Annotated in this window: 16 protein-coding genes; 10 read left to right on the forward strand and 6 right to left on the reverse strand. The window is 66.7% G+C overall.

All coding sequences use genetic code 11. The features are described 5' to 3' along the window. From ACIBTV_RS31030 to ACIBTV_RS31040, 3 genes are all read left to right on the forward strand, one after another. On the forward strand, positions 1-750 hold a 750-nt coding region (locus tag ACIBTV_RS31030; RefSeq protein WP_396710687.1), incomplete at its 5' end, for an IS3 family transposase. Positions 751-900: 150 nt separating this feature from the next. Next, positions 901-1,881: a Shedu anti-phage system protein SduA domain-containing protein gene (locus tag ACIBTV_RS31035; protein ID WP_396710689.1), complete on the forward strand. Its 981-nt coding sequence runs from the start codon at positions 901-903 to the stop codon at positions 1,879-1,881. A 38-nt stretch (positions 1,882-1,919) separates the two neighbouring features. Beyond that, the gene (locus ACIBTV_RS31040; RefSeq protein ID WP_396710691.1) at positions 1,920-2,087 is read left to right on the forward strand and encodes a hypothetical protein; all 168 of its coding nucleotides are present in this window, start codon (positions 1,920-1,922) and stop codon (positions 2,085-2,087) included. Here the strand turns inward: ACIBTV_RS31040 and ACIBTV_RS31045 are convergent. Both ACIBTV_RS31045 and brig1 read right to left on the reverse strand, forming a co-directional pair. Then, on the reverse strand, positions 2,072-2,983 hold the full coding sequence (locus ACIBTV_RS31045; RefSeq protein WP_396710693.1) for a hypothetical protein: 912 nt from the start codon (positions 2,981-2,983) through the stop codon (positions 2,072-2,074). The genes ACIBTV_RS31040 and ACIBTV_RS31045 overlap by 16 nt on opposite strands. Continuing rightward, positions 2,980-3,846: an anti-phage DNA glycosylase Brig1 gene (gene brig1 / locus ACIBTV_RS31050; RefSeq protein WP_396710695.1), complete on the reverse strand. Its 867-nt coding sequence runs from the start codon at positions 3,844-3,846 to the stop codon at positions 2,980-2,982. Before brig1 ends, ACIBTV_RS31045 begins: the two co-directional genes overlap by 4 nt. A 60-nt stretch (positions 3,847-3,906) precedes the next feature. Between brig1 and ACIBTV_RS31055 the strand changes: the two genes are divergently transcribed. The 5 genes from ACIBTV_RS31055 (at position 3,907) to ACIBTV_RS31075 (ending at position 7,761) form a co-directional block, all read left to right on the forward strand. Continuing rightward, positions 3,907-4,434, forward strand: coding sequence for a DUF6998 domain-containing protein (locus ACIBTV_RS31055; RefSeq protein ID WP_396710697.1), 528 nt, complete (start codon positions 3,907-3,909; stop codon positions 4,432-4,434). Between the two features lie 145 nt (positions 4,435-4,579). Continuing rightward, entirely contained in the window at positions 4,580-5,008 is a 429-nt protein-coding gene (locus tag ACIBTV_RS31060; RefSeq protein WP_396710699.1) for a hypothetical protein, read from the forward strand. After that, positions 4,983-6,188 (forward strand): hypothetical protein, encoded by a 1,206-nt coding sequence (locus ACIBTV_RS31065; RefSeq protein WP_396710701.1) that lies wholly within the window; start codon positions 4,983-4,985, stop codon positions 6,186-6,188. The genes ACIBTV_RS31060 and ACIBTV_RS31065 overlap by 26 nt, the downstream gene beginning before the upstream one ends. Further along, the gene (locus tag ACIBTV_RS31070; RefSeq protein ID WP_396710703.1) at positions 6,188-6,790 is read left to right on the forward strand and encodes a hypothetical protein; all 603 of its coding nucleotides are present in this window, start codon (positions 6,188-6,190) and stop codon (positions 6,788-6,790) included. Before ACIBTV_RS31065 ends, ACIBTV_RS31070 begins: the two co-directional genes overlap by 1 nt. Further along, positions 6,787-7,761: a hypothetical protein gene (locus ACIBTV_RS31075; protein ID WP_396710705.1), complete on the forward strand. Its 975-nt coding sequence runs from the start codon at positions 6,787-6,789 to the stop codon at positions 7,759-7,761. Before ACIBTV_RS31070 ends, ACIBTV_RS31075 begins: the two co-directional genes overlap by 4 nt. On the opposite strand, the gene pglW is transcribed toward ACIBTV_RS31075, so the two are convergent. From pglW to ACIBTV_RS31095, 4 genes are all read right to left on the reverse strand, one after another. Then, a complete protein-coding gene (pglW, locus tag ACIBTV_RS31080; RefSeq protein WP_396710707.1) occupies positions 7,711-12,096 on the reverse strand; it encodes a BREX system serine/threonine kinase PglW in 4,386 nt (1,461 codons plus the stop codon). The two genes, ACIBTV_RS31075 and pglW, sit on opposite strands and share 51 nt — an antisense overlap. A gap of 78 nt (positions 12,097-12,174) precedes the next feature. Continuing rightward, a complete protein-coding gene (locus ACIBTV_RS31085; RefSeq protein WP_396710709.1) occupies positions 12,175-13,038 on the reverse strand; it encodes a hypothetical protein in 864 nt (287 codons plus the stop codon). Continuing rightward, the gene (locus tag ACIBTV_RS31090) at positions 13,025-15,313 is read right to left on the reverse strand and encodes a hypothetical protein (RefSeq protein ID WP_396710711.1); all 2,289 of its coding nucleotides are present in this window, start codon (positions 15,311-15,313) and stop codon (positions 13,025-13,027) included. The genes ACIBTV_RS31085 and ACIBTV_RS31090 overlap by 14 nt, the downstream gene beginning before the upstream one ends. Next, entirely contained in the window at positions 15,304-16,095 is a 792-nt protein-coding gene (locus ACIBTV_RS31095; RefSeq protein ID WP_396710713.1) for a hypothetical protein, read from the reverse strand. Before ACIBTV_RS31095 ends, ACIBTV_RS31090 begins: the two co-directional genes overlap by 10 nt. A 172-nt stretch (positions 16,096-16,267) precedes the next feature. Between ACIBTV_RS31095 and ACIBTV_RS31100 the strand changes: the two genes are divergently transcribed. After that, positions 16,268-16,795, forward strand: a complete 528-nt coding sequence (locus ACIBTV_RS31100; RefSeq protein WP_396710715.1) for a hypothetical protein — start codon at positions 16,268-16,270, stop codon at positions 16,793-16,795. Between the two features lie 130 nt (positions 16,796-16,925). Beyond that, on the forward strand, positions 16,926-17,639 hold the full coding sequence (locus ACIBTV_RS31105) for a Crp/Fnr family transcriptional regulator (protein ID WP_396710717.1): 714 nt from the start codon (positions 16,926-16,928) through the stop codon (positions 17,637-17,639). Positions 17,640-17,773: the final 134 nt, after the last annotated feature.

The following is a 17,773-nucleotide window of genomic DNA, read 5'->3' on the forward strand; positions in this document are numbered from 1 at the left end:
GCGCAGGCGTACCGGGCGGACGCGTTGTTCGACGCCCATCGTGATGACCCGGAGTTCGGCTACCGGTTCCTGGCCGATGAGGCCCGCGCTGCCGGCCAGCCGATGGTCGAGCGCACCGCCTGGAAGATCTGTTCCGGTATGGGCTGGTTCAGCGCGTTCAGCAAGCGCAAGCGTCGGGGCAAGGGCGGCAAGCCAGGCCCACCAGTGCACGACGACCTGGTCCAGCGGGACTTCACCGCCCACGGCCCGAATCGGTTGTGGCTGGCCGACATCACCGAGCACCGCACCGCCGAAGGCAAGCTGTACCTGTGCGCGATCAAGGACGTGTGGTCCAACCGGATCGTCGGCTACTCCATCGACTCACGGATGAAGTCGAGGCTGGCCGTCAACGCCCTGCACAACGCCGTAGCCCGCCGCGGTGACGTAGCCGGCTGCGTGCTGCACACCGACCGCGGGTCGCAATTCCGCAGCCGGAAATTCGTCCGAGCCCTCCACCAGCACCACATGATCGGATCGATGGGCCGCGTCGGCGCCGCCGGCGACAACGCCGCCATGGAGTCGTTCTTCGGCCTGCTGCAGAACAACGTCCTCGACCGCCGAACCTGGACGACCCGCCAGCAACTGAGGACCGCGATCGTGACCTGGATCGAACGGACCTACCACCGCCGTCGACGCCAACGACCGCTGTCCCGGTTGACCCCTATCGAGTACGAGACCATCATGACCCCACCGGCCAGTCAGGCCGCGTGACTGAAACTGTCACCTATCGGTGCAGCAGACCCCTGCGTGTCGGGGGTCCGTTGCATGATCGTGCCTGTTATATGGCTCGATCTAGTGAGGTGACGGCGTCACGTGCGAACGAGGTCTGACTACACCCTTCGTGTCCTGATCGAGAAGATCATGGAACTTGGCGTCTCGGACCATGTCCGAAATCTCCTTCAGGATGCCTTGCGGCACATGGGCGACCGGAGCCCATACCGCGGCGGCAAGGAATTGACGGATCTGCTCCGCTACGCGGAGGGTGCCGCACGCGAGGAGGAAGATCCGCTCACGAGCGGGCGCATCGAGGACGCGCTGGCCTACGCGATGAACGCAATGCTCCGCCCAGACGTCGAGATCAAGTATCAGCTGTTCCCAGGGTCTCGGTATGGCGAACTGCGATACCTTCGAGGCACCTTCGACAACTTGGGCAACCTGGTCCAGTTGGCGGTGCGCCAACTGTTGAAGGAGAATCCATCCGCCTCTGCCGCCGACGTCCAGGCGTGCATCACGGAGTTCTTCGACTCCGCACGGAGCGTCTCGGAAGACGAGGAGCAGCCCGGGCATTATCGGGTGCTTCGCGGCGGGCGAGAGACGTCAGCTTGGTTGCGCGATGTGCTGGCCAACCGGCTGACTATCGAGGAGCCGACGGCGCCGATCAACGGCACTGTCTACCTGGACCCAGCAGAGGTCGGTCGGCTGAGCGTGGCAGAGCTAACACGGCTGGCGGAAATCAGGCTTCGAAAGGCCGGCCTACAACAGATGACGAGCGTCGTGAACAATCCCCACAGCTCTGAGCGGGACCTGCAAGGCGCATTACAGAGGAATCTCTGGATATTCGGTAGCTCGTATTTGCCCGACCTCGGCCGTCGTCGGCTCGTCGCCGGGAGCGAGTTGGACATTCCCCTGCTCCGGCCGGACGGCTCGCTGCACGTGGTGGAGCTGAAGCGGGCGAACGTGCGGATCATGACTCATCAGCGCAAGGGCCTGATCCCCAATGGTGAGGTGCACCGTGCGGTGGGTCAGGTGATGAACTACCTGCTCGCGCTCGACGAAGACCGCACACGCATCCTCGACCAGCACGCCGTGGATGTGCGCGGGCTGGGGCAACGGTGGTGGTAGGTCATCCCCGCTTCCAGCCTGACCTGGACGAGGCAGACATGAACGAGGTGCTGCGGACCTACAGCAGCCACCTCGCTCGGATTGAGGTCATCACCTACAAGCAACTGCTCGACGGAGCGAGCAACGCACTCGGGATCGCTGAAGCCGAGGCCGCTAGCCGCAGGCAGACCAGCAACGACGCGACGTCCAGCTACCTCGGCGGTTGAAGATTCGCACCCCTCGCCTGCCGCTGCGGTCCGACCGGCCTGCGGGGTTGCACGCCTAGGTTCGCTAAGCGTCGGTGTGCGGCCCGCATCGTCGGAACAACCGTCCCGTACAGGTATGGGGTGCTGGTCAGCCGCCCCCAGTGGTCGGTCAACCTCATCGCGGACGGATGGGTGAACGCGGCGACGAGCGTCTCGACGCCAGCGATGCGGGCCTGCTCCAGGTTGGGTGCGACCGGGCGCCGGCGGGTCATGAGCGTCGTGAGCGCCTTGTAGACCTCGACGCCCTGGACGACGCAGAGGGTCGGCTCGAGGATCTGGATCGTGGCGGCCATGTGCGGCGCGCAGTTCCGGCTCATCGTCGGATTGCCCAACGACTTGCTCGTGCCCCTGACCACGGCGGAGCAGAGGCGCATGTTGGCCATGGCATAGGTGTCGAACAGGTGCACCGGCGAACGAACGCCGCTCAGACGGAGCAGTTCGCCGGCCCGATCAGGCCCGGGCTCGCGCCCGACGGCGAGCCGCAGCGCGCTCGTGACACCCCGCATGTGTGGGTTCCGGGCGGTGAACGCCAGGCTGGCAGACTGCATCACCTCGGCGTGGCGCTGCCGGAGCGTCACACCTTCTCGCGCCCGTCCGGTCTCCATGGCGATGACCAGAGTGCGGATCGCCACACCATCGAGCGTCAGGTCGTAGTGGTGGCCGACGTGTGAGAGTTGGCCCGCGGCAAACGCTCCCTCCGGTTGGGACGCCCGACGTCTGCCCAACACACTCTGCCGGCAGCTACCGAGCTTTCGGCAAACGCATTGCCCGGACGTTCCCAGGACCTGCTCGGTCATGTATCGATTGAGGTCCTCGATGCGACGGGCAGTGGCGGCGGTATCAGCGGCGAGGGTCATGGCAGGAAGCCAATCGACGCATGTGCGGCAGCAGTTGCAGCCCGGGGAGCGGGCGCATTCAGCAGGCCAGGTCGTTCGCACTCGGCTGAGCTGAGCGCGTTGCGGAGGAGTGCGGTCTCCTTGGCGCTGGGCGGTCCGGCGGAACCGCTGTGCCACTCGACGACCAACCGCTGCCTCGATGGCAGGCCGTACGTTCGCACCGCCCGACTCGGCACGGTCGACCCGTAAGGCGTTCCGCCTGCCCCCAGCGCCCCTGTTGGCGGCAGCCCAAGCGCCGCGGCGACGTCGTTCCACGGCTTGCCGAACGCGAACACGTCCCGCACCGGCAACTCCGCGATCGGCTGCCACACGAACTGTTCGATGATCTCCGGCGGCGGCCGCAGCGGGGCGGTGATGGACTTCGAATGCCAGGGGTAACACTCGAAGATCAACAGGTCGCCATGACCAGCGTCCGGATCTTGCAGCCAATTGCGGGTGAAGCGGAGACGCGTCTGGTAGTACCGGTTGGGACCCATGGTGTCCGTCCACGGCGGGCGGTTGTATGGGCCTGTGGTCATCCACCTGCTGTACGAACCCGCCGCACGGATCTCGGCGGCGAAGATCCCATCCCTCGACTGGAAACGTGGCCGATACTCGCCGGGGTTGAGCCCGAGCACCACCATGCGGGGCGTATGGGTCAGGCCAGAGAGGTCTCCCTGGAACGGCTCGGGAAAGCCATCGCGGGTCACCTGGCCGAGCCCGATGCCCAGGTAGGAATCGAACCAGGCCGGTAGCGGGTGCGGCAGTGGATCGGCGCCGTCCAGCCAGGCGGCTACATGGGTATCCCAGAAGGCCGCGACGCGCTCACGTGCGGTGGTCGTCATGTCGAGAAGTTAGCGAGAGGCAACTGGTCAAACCAGCGACCACCACGGAGAATCCGCCGAGTGACGGAGAAGTTGCACCAGTTGGCGGCGATGCTCCAGGAACGCGACGACCTCGACGCCAGGATCGCAGCCGTGACCGGCCGCTCAGCCCGACAGGGCGACATCGGGGAGTTCGTCGCCGCCCAGGTGTTCGACATCGAGCTGGCCGGCACGGCCACACAGGCTGGTTATGACGGCACATTCCGATCCGGTCCGCTCGCCGGCCGGACGGTGAACGTCAAGACCTACGGTGACTCGTTCGCCGGCCTCGACATCAGCCCGCACGAGTGCGACCACTACCTCATTCTGAGCGGCCCGCAGCGGCCGGTCGGGGCAGTGCGGCATCACCGGTGGCGGATATCCGCCGCGTACCTTCTCGACAGCCGCCGGCTGATCGAGGCCCTCACCGCGAGGGGTGTGAAGATCGGCATCGCGACGAGCATCCGTCGAGACGAACTGAAGGCCGCCCAGATCTTCCCGATCGCCGGCCCGAAGCCACCTATACGTCTCACCCAGGAGCAAGCCGCGCTGCTCTCGCTGTTCGCGTAACCACGCGGGCAAAAGGGAGTCGGCAAACTGGCCTTCAGACTGATCGATGGCGATGGGGTCAGCCGTCCTTGACACGCAATCGCCCATTGGCATACTTGGCGGTGCCCGCTTCCCCGGCGCGCCTTCACGTCAGATGCGGTGATCCATGGACGACATGTCGGCAGCAGGCCTGGCCGCCGCAGCGAGCGCTGCTCTGATCCAGGCCATGGCCTCGGACCTGTGGCTCAACGTGAAGGATCGGGCGGCGCGCATTCTTGGTCGTGACAAGGCCGGCACGGCGAATCGGGTGGACCGCGCACTCGAGGAGTCGCGCGAGCGCCTCCTCGGTACCGCACAGGAGGCCAGGGACCAGATCTCCGTCGTGGAGGCGGCTCGGTGGGCGGGCTGGGTACAGGCTCGGTTGGACGACGACGCAGCCTTCGCCGGCGCAATAACGGAGTTGATCACCGTGCTCGAGCGGTCAGGCGTCACCGTCGACACTTCGGTCACCGTGCGGCAGAACGTCACCGCCGGCCGGGACGCATACACGGCGGGCCGGGACCTCACCGTTGGTCGGCCTGAAGCAGGACCATGAGCGGCGCGTGACAGTGCACCGACAGGACCTCGACGCGCGACGGGACGGCTACGTCGCCGGCAGGGACCTGCACCTACACCTACCGGGGCAACAGCTCAGCCTCTACCCGGAGGAACGCTTCACCACACCGTTGACGTACGACCGCGCGCGGCCCATCTTCCTGCAATACCTGAACCCGGAGATCCGATCCTGCTACGGCCGGCCGCAGGCTGCCCGTTTCACCGAAACGGACCTGTCCCAGGTGCTGCACGCCACGCGGTTGGCGGTGCTCGCCACCGACGAAGAACTGATCCTTCCCGCGTCGTACCTGTTCGAGGTGCCGATTTTGTCGGTCTTCCTCACCAGGATCGGGGCACTCGTCGCCCGTGGCGTCGTCCACTACTCCTCACACATCGCCGACCTCGATTCGTACGTCGAACACAAGGCCGTCGAATACCGCGGAGACGTGCGCAACCCCTACGACCTGACGCCGCACCGCAGTCTCACTGACGGCCTTGTCTGGCGGCCCCGCTATGCGCAGAACACGGCCACCGACATCACGGAGAGTTGGCGTGGCGCACTGCAGGCCGACGGTCAACTGGCCGGCACCCTCGCCAGCGTCTCGCGCCGATGGCCCGCTCGAGCCGGTGACGTGGAGACGCACCTGCGGGAGGTGCCGGAGCGGCTCGAGGGGCGGGCGTTCGTCGGTCGATTCGTCCGCGCCACAGTCCCCGTCACGCTGCGGGCCGATGAGCGAACCCGGGTCGACATGTTCCTGTCCCGCGAATACCTGGCAAGCTATCTGCGCGACCTCGACGCCGCCATCGTCGCCGACTTCGAGTTCGGCGACTTCTCTTGTGGGATCCGTCAGATGCAGTCGTCGCTCGCTGACCGGGTGCTGTCCGCCCGCTCCTTCGACCTCGGCCTGCGTTGGCTCGGCATCTACGATTTCGTCCACAAGGGCGCCCGGTGGCGCGACCTGCTCTCGCTCCGTGCGACGCCCGAATTCGGCGCTGTCGCCACGGCCGCGCAGCACCCGGTGCTCCGAGCCCGGCTCCGCGAGGCGGTGATCCGTGGTCGTAAGCGCATCCGTTTCCACACTGCGACGACGACCCAGCAGGCACACAGCGTCGTTTCGATCGTCGCCAACAACCTCGACGTCACGTTGAACCAGACAGGCCCTGACCGAAGGACACGATGATGCTCATCTCCGTCTACTGCTCTGGATCAATCATCAAGGGCGCCGGTGACCAGCAACGTCTCTGCTGGACCGACGTGGAGCGCAAGGAGGTCGCTAACGGCGCCGCTCCCTGTGACGTCGTCTTCCTCAACCCCGACGACCCGATACCGGACGCCGGTAACACGCTCGGGCAGTTCGGCCGCGACATGTACCAGGTGATGGTAGCCACGGCTGTCATCGTCGACGCGCGCGTACGGCGTGGGATCGGCATCGGCGTGGAGATGGCAGCGGCGGTCGCGATGGGGACGCCGGTAATCGTGGTCGCTCCCCGCAACTCGCAGTACCGCAGCGATGTCCTGGAATATCGGGGTGTGCGGGTGACCGATTACGTGCATCCTCACGTGGCGGCGCTGGCGACTGAGGTGGTCGACGATTTCACCGCCGCCGGAAGGGCGCTCGTGGCCCTAGCCCGTCGACCCAGGGCGGCCCAACCACGTCCCGAGTGGCTGTCGGCCGCGCTCACCGAGTACAAGGAGCATGTGCTCGACATGGACACGCCGATGCTTCAAGCACTGCAACGTATCGAGGCCGGCGCCCCGCGAGCGACCAGCACGACGGCATGATCGGGGACACCGGGTCGAGCGTCGTCGAGTCGATCAGCTCGCGGACGGGGGTGAGGGGCCTCCACCTCGTACACAATTCGCATTTGGAGACGTTACTGTTCGACCGCAACCTCACAGAGCTACCGTTTCGGCGGGCCTGCCTCGCCAGCAGCCGGGAGTTCGTACGACACATCCGAGACGAACTCGACGGCGCGGATCTCGCCGAACTGACCATCCTGAGCAAGGGTCTTGTCTACCAACTGGCGGAGGCGGTTGCCCTCGAAGCGGGGCGGAACCTACCCGCCAACCTGGTCTCCACCAGCAGGGTGGCCGTCGCGTCGGACGACGTCACCGTCGACGTCTCCTACGCGCGTTTCGACGCCGGTGGCTCGACACTGCTGATTGGCGACACTGTCGCCTCCGGCGCGACCATTGTCGCCGCGCTGAGTGAATACCAACGGTTCCACCCGGTCCGTCAGGTGTACCTGCTGTCGTACGCCGGTGCCGTCAACGGCGCGGCACGAATCGCCGACTACTGTGCCGCCAACGGCATCGACTGCACGATGCTCTTCGGGCTGGCCGCGTTCGGGCTCGCCGACAACGGCTTCGACCTGTCGTTCCTGCATCCCGCGACCGTCACCTGGGACGCCTACCGCGAGCGGGCGAGGCGGCAGTTCGCCGGCAAGCCCGTCTCGGCCGTCGGGTGGGACTTCGGTTCGCAAGCCCTGGCACCCGACAAGTACCGGCAGCTCTGCTGGGTCGAGGCCGACGTGTGGGGGCTGCACGGCTCACCGGCGCTCGCCGTCGCCCGCGCTCCCGAAAGCCTGGACGCACTCGCCCATGAGGCACCGGCGTACGCGGGCAAGGGCCCGCAGGCGCCCGGCAATGACGCGTCGCGAATGGTGCAGGGCCCGCCCTCTCAGGTCACTCCCGGCACGGCGTCAGGCGGTGACCGCGCTGCGGTGGGCGTTGACGACCCAGGCGTCCGGTAGCGGAATCCATTCGTTGTCGCCTACCGGCACCACCGTGGCGTCCAGCCTCGGCAACAGGGCTGGGTCCTCCATCGGGCACAGCAACCAGAGCTGCCCAGCACCACCCCGTGCCGCGTCCGCCAACGCGAAGAGCCGCTGCATCGCCCGGTAGCGGGCCAGCACCGCCGCGTCGTGCAACAGTAGCGGACCCGCGCCGTCACCGAGGTCCGCACGCAGCGCCGGGGCGGTCAGTTGCCACGCCCGCTCGACGTACTCCCCCAACTTGATCGCCGGCCGCGTGTTCGGCGCCGCGTTGTCGGCGCTGAGCACCGTCTCCCAAGTCGGCTTCGGCGTCTCGTCGACCAGCGCGTGCAGGTGGTGCAGGAAACGGGCAGCGACGTTCACCGGCCGGGCACCGAATCGCCGAGCCAATTCATCCTGCGCGAGCGGATACCGCGAGAGTCGTACCGTCAGGGCTCGGAAGCCACCGGCAGCGAGTGCGCCGGTCAGCCGTTCCTCGGCGCGCATCGCCGCCGCCAGCTCAGGCGACTCCGCCGTCCAGCGGCTCGGGGGCGCGGTGGCGGACGGCCGACGCTGCACGATCGACATGGACGACGACCCGCCGCGCGGCGGTGGCGGCACGTAGCGGTCGCGATCCCACCGCAGCTCGAAACCAGCCTCTGCCAGCAGCCTGTCCAGCTTCGGATGTGGCGGGAGAGGCACCAACTCCGGGAAGCGTGTCGTGACCCGCTGGGCGACCTGCTCCGGGGTCAGACCGCGCCGGCCCTCCGGGGTGGTCGCCGGGGGTACCACCCCGGCTTGGGCGAGCCGCAGGGCCCGCACCGGATCCAGGTCGCGCGGATAGAGCTCCAGACGCGCGGTCGCGGCGGCCTTCTCGGAGGCAACCGCGGCGAGCTGCACTCGCCGCCGCTCGTCGATCGCGTCGGCCGCACCACCGGGCGCAGTTACCGCCGCCAGGGTACGCAGCACCGTCGCCGGGCTGGGCAGCACCTCGCTGGCGGCCAGCCTGTCCGCGGCCTTGCCGAGCGCGTCGGCGTAGTCGAGCAACGCCGGCGCGGCTGGCGTGTCGGGGCCGTCGTCCTCACCGGCCTCGAGCGCCACCAGCAGCCGTGCGCCGTGCCGGCGGAGAAGCAACCGGGGCTCGTCGGCGAGGGCGTCGACCTCCACAGCGGCCCGGACCGCGGCGAGCGCGACCGCGTGCCGCAGAGCGTCGCCGGTGCGTACCGAACCCCGGCTGCCGAGCAGCGCCGTGGCTAACTCGCCGACGCCCATGACCCGACCGCCGTCGCGCAACAGCTCGATGAGCTGCGTACGCACGCTGCCGACCACCGGAAGGTCGTGCCAGCGCTTGCGCTGCTTGCCGAGGATCTGCGCCACTCGCGCGGCGCTGACCCCGAGCGCGGCGGCGACCTGCGGCTGCTGCGGCCAGGACGGCAGCCCGGGCAGCACGCCGGAATCGTCGGGCAGGTGCAGCAACAGGCGGGTCGCCTCGATCTCAGTGCCGTTGCGGCCGTTCTTCGCGGGGGTCAGAAGTGTGGCGACCGCGTCGAGGCCGACGCGTACCAGATCTGCGTCGCCAGTGCTGGTCTCCGTCGCCGCCTCGGCGGTCGCCGCCTTGCGAGCGGCGGAGGTGGCGGCGATGATTTCCCGCTCACCGAGGCGTGCGCGCCAGTCCTTGACTCGGCGTTGCAGCTCTCGGCGCGTCTTCGCGCCGAGGCCGGGAAGGGTGGCGAGCCGGTTGGCCACGGTGAGCAGCTCACCGACGTTGTTGGCGTTGAGTCGATGGGCCGCGGAGACCGCACGTGGAGTGAGCCCGGCGGCTTCCAGGGCGGTGGCGCGGGTCGACTTGCCGGCCGCCTCGTCCCTGGCCGCTTCGGCGAGGGCCTCGTCAAGATCGTCGGCTTCGGTCTCGGGATGGTCCGTGCCGACGGGCGTGCTCGCGTCAGAACGGCGGAAGACCTGGTGCCAGGCGTCGCGCATGTCTTTCAGCGCCCCGAACCGCCTGCGGTGATCGCGGTGCAGGGCCTGCCCGAAGAAGGCGACCAGATCATCGCGGATCGCCGGGTCGAACGCCTCGACCGCCAGCACCGGCGGCCCTTCGGTGAGCTGCGGCTCCGTGCCCCCGTCGCCCCAGACGGGCAGCTCGCCCGAAGCCATCTCGTGCAGGGTGACCGCAAGGGCGTACCACTCGGCGTGCTTGTCATAGACCGGACGGTTCGCGGTGCCGAGGAAGGGGTCGAGATAGCGGGGTGTTCCGGCGTTGATTTCCTTGACCGACACGCCGGCCAGCGAAAAATCGAACAGCACCAGCTGTCGCGTCCGGTTGGGGCGGATCCGGATGGCGATGTTGTCCGGCTTGATGTCGCGGTGATAGACCCCCTCGCCCTCCAGGTAATCGAGGGCACCGAACAGGTAGTCGCTGTAGGTCTCCAACTCGTCGACGGTGAGGCGACCGTCGTCGCGCAGCTTCCGGGCCAGCGTGTGGTCACCGGCGTGCTCGAGCACGACGACGGTGCGGGTGCCGAGCTGCAACGGCTCAGGTCGCGCCAGCCGGATCACCCGTGAGTCGGTGAGCGGGGCGAGCACCCGCGCCTCGTGCGCGAGCCGAGCGGCCTTCTCGTCGGAGAGGCCAACCTTGAGCACCTCGTCCTTGCCGGTGCGCTCGTTCTGGGCGAGGAAAGCCCGGCAGGTCGAGCCCGTGCCCAGCCTCTTCGTGATCTTCCATTCGCCGACACGGTCACCGCCGCGCGCTTCCAGCGGGTCAACCTGCTCAGGCTCCAGGTCGTCCGGGTGTCGTGACCCGGGTGACGGTGCGGTCAGCTCGTCCTCGACGACCTGAAGCATCTCGATGAATTCGGCGATGGTCGTGAGACGCTGGGCCGGTACCGGTGCGGTGGCTGCCTGGATCAGCTCGTCGGCGAACTCACTGATCCCGTCGGCGACCGCGGCGGCCCGCAGACCGTTATCCCGGGTGAGCCGGGCCAGCAACTCTGGTCGCTTCGCCGCCGGTGGCTGGCCGGTGAGCACCAGGTATGACAACGCGCCCAGGCCGAAGACGTCCATCGCGACCGGGTCGGGTTGCGGGGTGCTCAGCTCGGGCGCGAGGTACGCCTCGGCCGAGAGTTCGATGTGCGAAGCGGCGTGGGACGAGAGGGCCATGGGTTCCGCGCTGGTGCCGCCGCTGCTGTCGACGCCTCGGGTGGCCGCCTGCCAGTCGCTGAGTTGAAGCTGCGGCGTCAGCCAGGCCTCGTCCTCGCTGCCGCCCTTCCTCCGCCTTCCCGGGCTGACCAACACGCTACGGGCTGACAGGGCCCGGTGGTGCAGCCGCCGACGGTGCGCGTACGCCACCGTCTCCGCGAGCTGGCGGATCATCGCGAGCCGGCCGAGCGGGTCCAGCCGGTCGCCGTACTGGGCCATGTAGTGGTCCAGACGGATCGACCGCGGGTCGTACCGGAAGATCAACGCGGGACCGGCCTCGTGCTGCTCCATCGCGTCGACCCGCACGATGCCGGGATGGCTGATGCCGTGCAGCACCTGCATCTCGCGTCGAGCGGCACGTTCGATGCTCGCCCGCTCGTCCTTCAGCGCGTTGTGCTCGACCAGATAGATGCGAATCCGTCGGTGCTCGCGCTCCAGGTCGCGGTGCCGGGCGCGGTGGTCCTGCCACGTGGGCCCGAGGTCGAACGGTCGCGGTTCCAACTCCCACGACCCGATCTGGTAGTGCCGCCGGCTACGCGCGATCCCGATCTCGGCCAGCAGGTCGGGCAGCGCCGCCGACACCTCCCTGGTGATCCGCTGGCGTTCGTCCTGCGGCGGGCGCCGCAGCAGGGCGCTGATCGCCGGCAGCGGGCCGGGCTGGTGACCGGGTGCTGGCTCCGGGCCGTAGATGCCGTGCAGGTGATGCTCGGAGAGCTCGACGCGCAGGCCGGGCTTGGACAGGAACACCGCAGCCTGCACGAACGGAATCCTGATTGAATGTCCCCGGCGTCGGGCCGCGGCGGCCTGCAGCAGGGACTTCAGCTTTTTGGCCTTGGCGTCGGCCAAGTGCAGCGGGTTGTCGAAGGTGCGGGTGCTGTTCGGCCCGTGCTGGATCCAGTTCGAGCCGCTGGAGGTCAGCCGGCCGTTGAGGCTCTTGATTTCGATCAGGTAGAGGCCACCTGGCCCCGCGACCAGCAGGTCGACCTCGTAGGGGTGCCCTGTCTGGGCCGTGAAGGTGAAGTTCGACCACGCGCGAAACGGCTCGGTATCGGGCAGGAGCGCCTGGACGTGCGCCAGCGCCTCCCGCTCGTGCGCGAACTGCGACGGGGTAATCGTCGTCCACCGGCCCTCCTGCATGTCAGAGATCCTAAGGGTGACGGGCCCTTCGTCCTGACTGCACCACCGGCGCATGTTTCCCGCGACGATCCGGCACAGCTAGGAGACTTTCGGGGAGGCGTGCGGGCCGTTCCCGTTGATCCCGACATCCGGCGCACTGTCCGCTTGGTCCTTGAGAATGTCGTTCAGCAGGTTGATGATCTCAGCGGCCTCGTGCTCTTCGAGCGGCTCACCGACTCGACCACTACGACTGAGGGCCTCCTCAAGCCTTGCTGCCAAATGGTCGATATTCGTCCGCTCTTCCTTGAGCACGTACTGATCAAGGACTTTGGCGAGTTCCTTGTCGCTGAGCAGGAGCGCCGCGTGGGCCAGCGGGTCGCGACGCAAACGACCGATCAATGTGATCCAGCGTTGAGTTACCTGATCCGTCAGCTGTATCCGTCGCAGTGTCAACTCGTGCTCACTCTCCGCTCGCAGACGCTGCAGGTGTGCGTGGCGGAGTTCTGACCTCACGTCCTCGTCCAGCCGAACGCGAACCTCCGGCTTGCAGCGCAAGACGACGTCACGGCGCTCGTACCGACGATATGCACGGGACAGCAGCCGGTTGAGTTGAATCTCGAGCGAGCATGCCTGGTGCGGGTGGAAGTGTCGGGCCAGATCTGCCGCCTGGTGCTCGACATCGCGGCGAGCCAGGTCGGCGAACTGCATCGACCACGCACCGAGTTGGTCCTCACGGAGCCCTTCGGAATACCAGGTGAACATCACGTCGATGTGGAACGAGAAGACGTACCCTCGGGCGGGAACGACGATTGGTCGGGGATGGCGCCGACGCTGAGTGAGGTCGGGTGCGGGTGGGCCCTGGAAGCGAGCAGCGGCAGCACGGATGCGATCTGCCAGCCGGCCCAGCTTGGGCCGAGCGTTGGACTGGTTCGAGCCGCTCGGGCCGACACTATCGGTGGTCATCGTCGCTCCCATCAAGCTGCGGAGATCGGCTCGTCGAGCCGCGCGAAAGCCAGTAGGTGAGTCGGGAACGGACGGCCGGATCCGCAGCGAGCCGCCGGGCTAGCCCATGCATCGGCTCGGCCAGCCGAATTTCGACAGCGGCCATCTTCAACCAGCCGGCGAGGTGACGCCATGCTGCTACCGAAAATCGGGGGTCGAGCAAAACAAAACGCCAAAGTAACGCCAGGTGGTCCACCTGTGTCGGACCCACGTTCAATAGCGTTAGCAACTCCTCATGACGCGCGGCGGACTCGACACGTTCGACCCATTCCAGGAAGGCCTGCGCGGCGTGTGTGCGCAAGGCGGGGTTGTTGCTGTCAAGCCACCACGACAGCATCCCGATCGTCCAGGAATTGCCAATCGTCCCAAACAGCCGGTCGACCGCGTTCGACACACTGTCCGCGTGCCGGCCGGCGGCATTGGCGGCCACGATGGTGAGCGCTCGTGCGGCTTGACTGGGGTGACGCGAGACGTAGCCTAAACCCCAGACCATTGCCGCGGTGTCTCGTTCGAGCGAGGAAGCCGATCGGGCCAGGCCCTCGATTTCGGCATTGACGAGAGCCCGCACTCGGCGGTGGGCCCCTATGCCCAGGCTGTGGCTGCCGTCGAGGTTCGCAGTCGCCACCATGGCCGCCGCCGCGGTCTGCCTTACTCGCCGTCTCCGGTCACGAGCCCAACGCCGAATCACTCGGGAGTAGACATGGTCGAAGTCATGGAGGGCGAAAATCCCTGCGGCAACGGCGGCGCACTCGCTGAAGCCTGGCTCCGGATGGGACGCGAGTTCGTCGACCCACTCCACCAGCGCGACGCGGCTGTTGTCGAAGTCATTCCAGGCGACGTCGAGTATCGCCGCGACCACCCCCGCATCCACCTGCGCGACCCTCGTCGCCCGTTGCGTCGTGCTCTCCTCGCCGGCCAGCTTGTGCCAATTCGAACAAAGGTTTTGGCCAAGTAGACCGGGCAGGTCGTTCAGCAGGGCGGGTCGACCGATGACCGGCTCCGCGAAAAGGCGGTCGAGCTTGCCCAGCAACAACCCGGCACCGTCGGAAACACTCGCCATAGGTTGACCGGCGAAGACGGCATAGGCGATACGAAGTGCGCGCCGAAGTTGTATCGACCGGTTCTGATAACCCTCGTCTGCACCCTCGGTCAGCAAGAGGATCCGTCGCGCCTCTTCCCGCCGCCGCAGGCTCTCTGACGGAAGCATGGCTGCGACTGCCGGCCCTCTCGGCAACTCTGCCGCGATCCGCTCCGCATATTGTGCGCACTCTCCCGGAGATTGCATTAACGCTATTGACCTACTAACCGACTCTGTCAGCAATTCCGAAATGTACGCCTCGCGGCAACTTCCCGCACAGGCCCGGCAGTTCGCCACACACTTGTTGTCCAGGTATAGATTAAGATGCCGGCGGAATATCTCCACGGATGCGGCGGGCGGCTGGTGAAAAAGCTCGGCACGATGGAGGTCATCGTCTGGCGTTCTGAGGTCGCGGATGACGATGGCGCTGGAGTCCCGCTCCTCGAAAATCGGCTCGAGATTTCGGAGCACATCGGGCAACTGCCTGTCGACAATTCTGATAATGTAGCAAAATCCTTTCTCAATGACTTCGGGGTCTTCTCGGAGGTAAGGCACGACGTCAGCCCCGGGCGGCGAGATTCTCCTGACTCGGTCGGTTGACCGGTGTTCTGCGAGCGCGACACACGCCGCCGTCATCCGGCCAGTTTTGGGCAGCCCCGCGATGCCGACTATTCGATTGCGCCTCAGGCGCTGCTGCAGGTCACTGAAGTACCGGGGAGGGATGAAAGTTCGGCATCTACCGGTCAAGTCGGAAACAGGGTCAGCGAAGATCAGCTTCTTGCGTTCGCCGTGACCAAGGTTGATGTTGCCGATAACGGTCGCGTGGTCGCCGAAGGCGCTCGGACCGGCGCTGGAGAGGTCGTCGAACTGGAAACTGCTACGCGACTGCTTGAGTAGGAGGCGCAGCGTGGGATGCTCATAGAGCGACCCCACACGACCGTCTTCATCCAGATCTTCGTCGCCAGAGGCAGCCGGGTCGGGCTGCCGTTGCTGGTCTCCCTGCGCTCCCTCACCCTTTTCCCGGCGCTCACCCTCTCGACCATCGGGTGGGGCCTCGGGCGAGCCTCGCCCCTGCTCGGCCTTTCGCTCCTCCGACGATTCCCCAGACCCGGTCGACGGCGTGCTCGTCGACGCATGCGAACTGTCGGTCATCGCCACGATGTCCCGTCACCCCTGGATGGATCCGCATTCCCCACCACTCGGGCATGGTCACCGAAGACGGTGGGCCCGTGATTCGTGACGGCGCCGAAACTGAAGCTGCTTCCGTTTGTCGCCGGCGGTTCAAGCCACGGCACCTGATCGGGGGAGCCGGGGGGCGGCGTGTCTCGAGCGAGCGATGAGGGTGGCCCCGTCAGGTTGAAGTCCTCGTCCGGCACAAAAATCCAGGCATCCTCAGCGAAGGACTTGACACGCACCTCGACCCGGCCGTAACGCTCCTTCCGTATACCGCTGTACGACTGGCTCACCACCTCACGAAAGATCGTGGAGGAGACGATCACGACAACGGCCGCCTGTGGGAATCTCTTCAACGCGTCCTTCAAGGGGTCCGCGTCAACCAGCCGGGCCGCGGTCACCACAGCGGATCCGGCGTAACCGTTCGCCGTCGTGGTGATGAGGCCCTGGTGGATCGCGACACGTAGCCGGACCTCTGCACGTGGCGCAACATAACGGTTGTGATCATGCAAGACCCGGTCCATGGCAGGCACGAGGTCGGCGATGATCCTGGGCTCGGAAATCCCTGGGGGGAAGAGCGCGAGCTCGCCGTCGCCCGTTGGCTGGATCTCCCAGCATGCACGCTCGAGTCCGCACTGCTCTGCCGCCCGCTGCATGATGTCCCGGAAATCGGTTTGGACTCGCGCCTGCCCGGCGTCGTCATGTCGGCTGTAGCGCTCCATGTCCACGGCCATGATCAGCCGTCGGCTCGGCTGGGGTATCGCCATCTTGCCCCTCCTGACAACTGAATCCTGAGGCCATGTCACTTATAGCGATAGCCGCCGACGGGAAAGCCATCAAAATACGGGTTGTCCGGAAGTTGATCGGCAGGGCTGTCAGAAAGCCGGTAAACCGTACTTGGACGAGGTACGCCACCGTCCACGCAGCTTCACTCAAGGCATGACGATCTCTCCGGCGAACCCAGAGCGAGACGATTGGCCACGTGAGGGTGTAGACATAGCCCTTCAAGCTGTGCGCCTTCATCAGGATTCGATCCAGCACGCCGACACGAAGATCGCTCGGCTGGCCAGCGCGCAAGGCGCGTTGGCGGCACTCATGCTCAGCACTTCACAGGCTCCAGTCACCTTTGTCCCGCGTTCGTCCGCAGCCCTGGTCGCCTGGTGTGTCCTTGTGGTCTTCCTGATCACCCTTGTTGTTGCGGCCCGATACCTCGCGCTGGGCTTTCAACCCCGTACGTCCGGACCCCCCTCGCCCAACAGATTTGGGTTTCCGTCGGCAGTCCCGGCGTCAACCGCTGCGGCGCTTCACCATGAGCACGGCGAGCCGCCGGAAGCCTGGACGTTGGTGACCCTGCTGGCCGGCGTCGCCCTCGAGAAGCACCAGCGGGTGAGGGACTCCATGCCGTGGACTTTCGCCGCTGGCTGCGCTGCGGCCGCGTGGATCGTCCTCACCGCCTTCCTGAGATAACGCCGGCCACCTTCTGTCGGGCCCGGGCATCAGAAACAATCCATCCGCCGGCTAATCGATGTCATCTGCGGCAACACGAGGACCTTGACGAACGGGGGCTGTGATGGGTCGCCAGTATCACCGGTCGACGATGGATCAAGACTGGCCAGTCGGCACACTGCTCGGTTGTCTGGATCCAGACGTCAGAGCCGAGTTCCTCACACTGGGAACCAACGTCCCGGTCAAGCCCGGAGATCACATCCTCCGCGAGGGTGCACCCGGCAATCACATGATCCTCCTCCGCGAGGCGGTGGCGAAGGTGACGGTCAACGTGGCGGGTGGGCGACAAGCGTTGCTGGCCATCCGGGTGTCAGGCGACCTAGTGGGCGAGATCTCCGCTCTCAACGACACGCCCAGGACGGCCACGGTCACGAGCTGTGGTGCAGGCTCGATCAGTGTCATCTACAAACGCGATTGGCAGCCGTTCTTCCATCGTCGTCCAGAGGCGGCGCTCGCCCTGGCGCGCACGACCGCAGCTCGCTTCCGGTGGGCAAATCGGCGCCGAGTCGACTTCGCGTCGTACCCGGCGAGAGTGCGTCTGGCGCGGATCCTGGCCGAACTGGCCGCGGTCCACGGGCAGGCCGTCGACGCCGGGCACACCGTGGGGGTCGCGTTGACACAACAGGAGTTGGCATCCTTGTGCGGCGCGGCAGAACCCACGGTAGAGAAGGCGCTTCGTGAACTCCGCGAGGCGGAGGTGCTCCAAACGGGCTATCGACAGATCATCGTGAGGGATCTGGACGCTCTACGACTCCTCGCTCGCATGCAAGGCAGCGGTCAGCATTGGACAGGCCGAGGTCTCTAGCACCGGTGTGCTCGCTCGTCGTAACGCGGTGGGCGGGCACGCAACTTCACGGGGCTAGTCGCATCCTGTTTGGGCTGGTTGGTGGCTCTTGACGTGGCGGTGTGAGGTGTTTTCTCGCTGGCTGGGTGGTTGTT

It is taken from the genome of Micromonospora sp. NPDC049366 (assembly GCF_044466625.1).
Taxonomy (GTDB): domain Bacteria; phylum Actinomycetota; class Actinomycetes; order Mycobacteriales; family Micromonosporaceae; genus Micromonospora.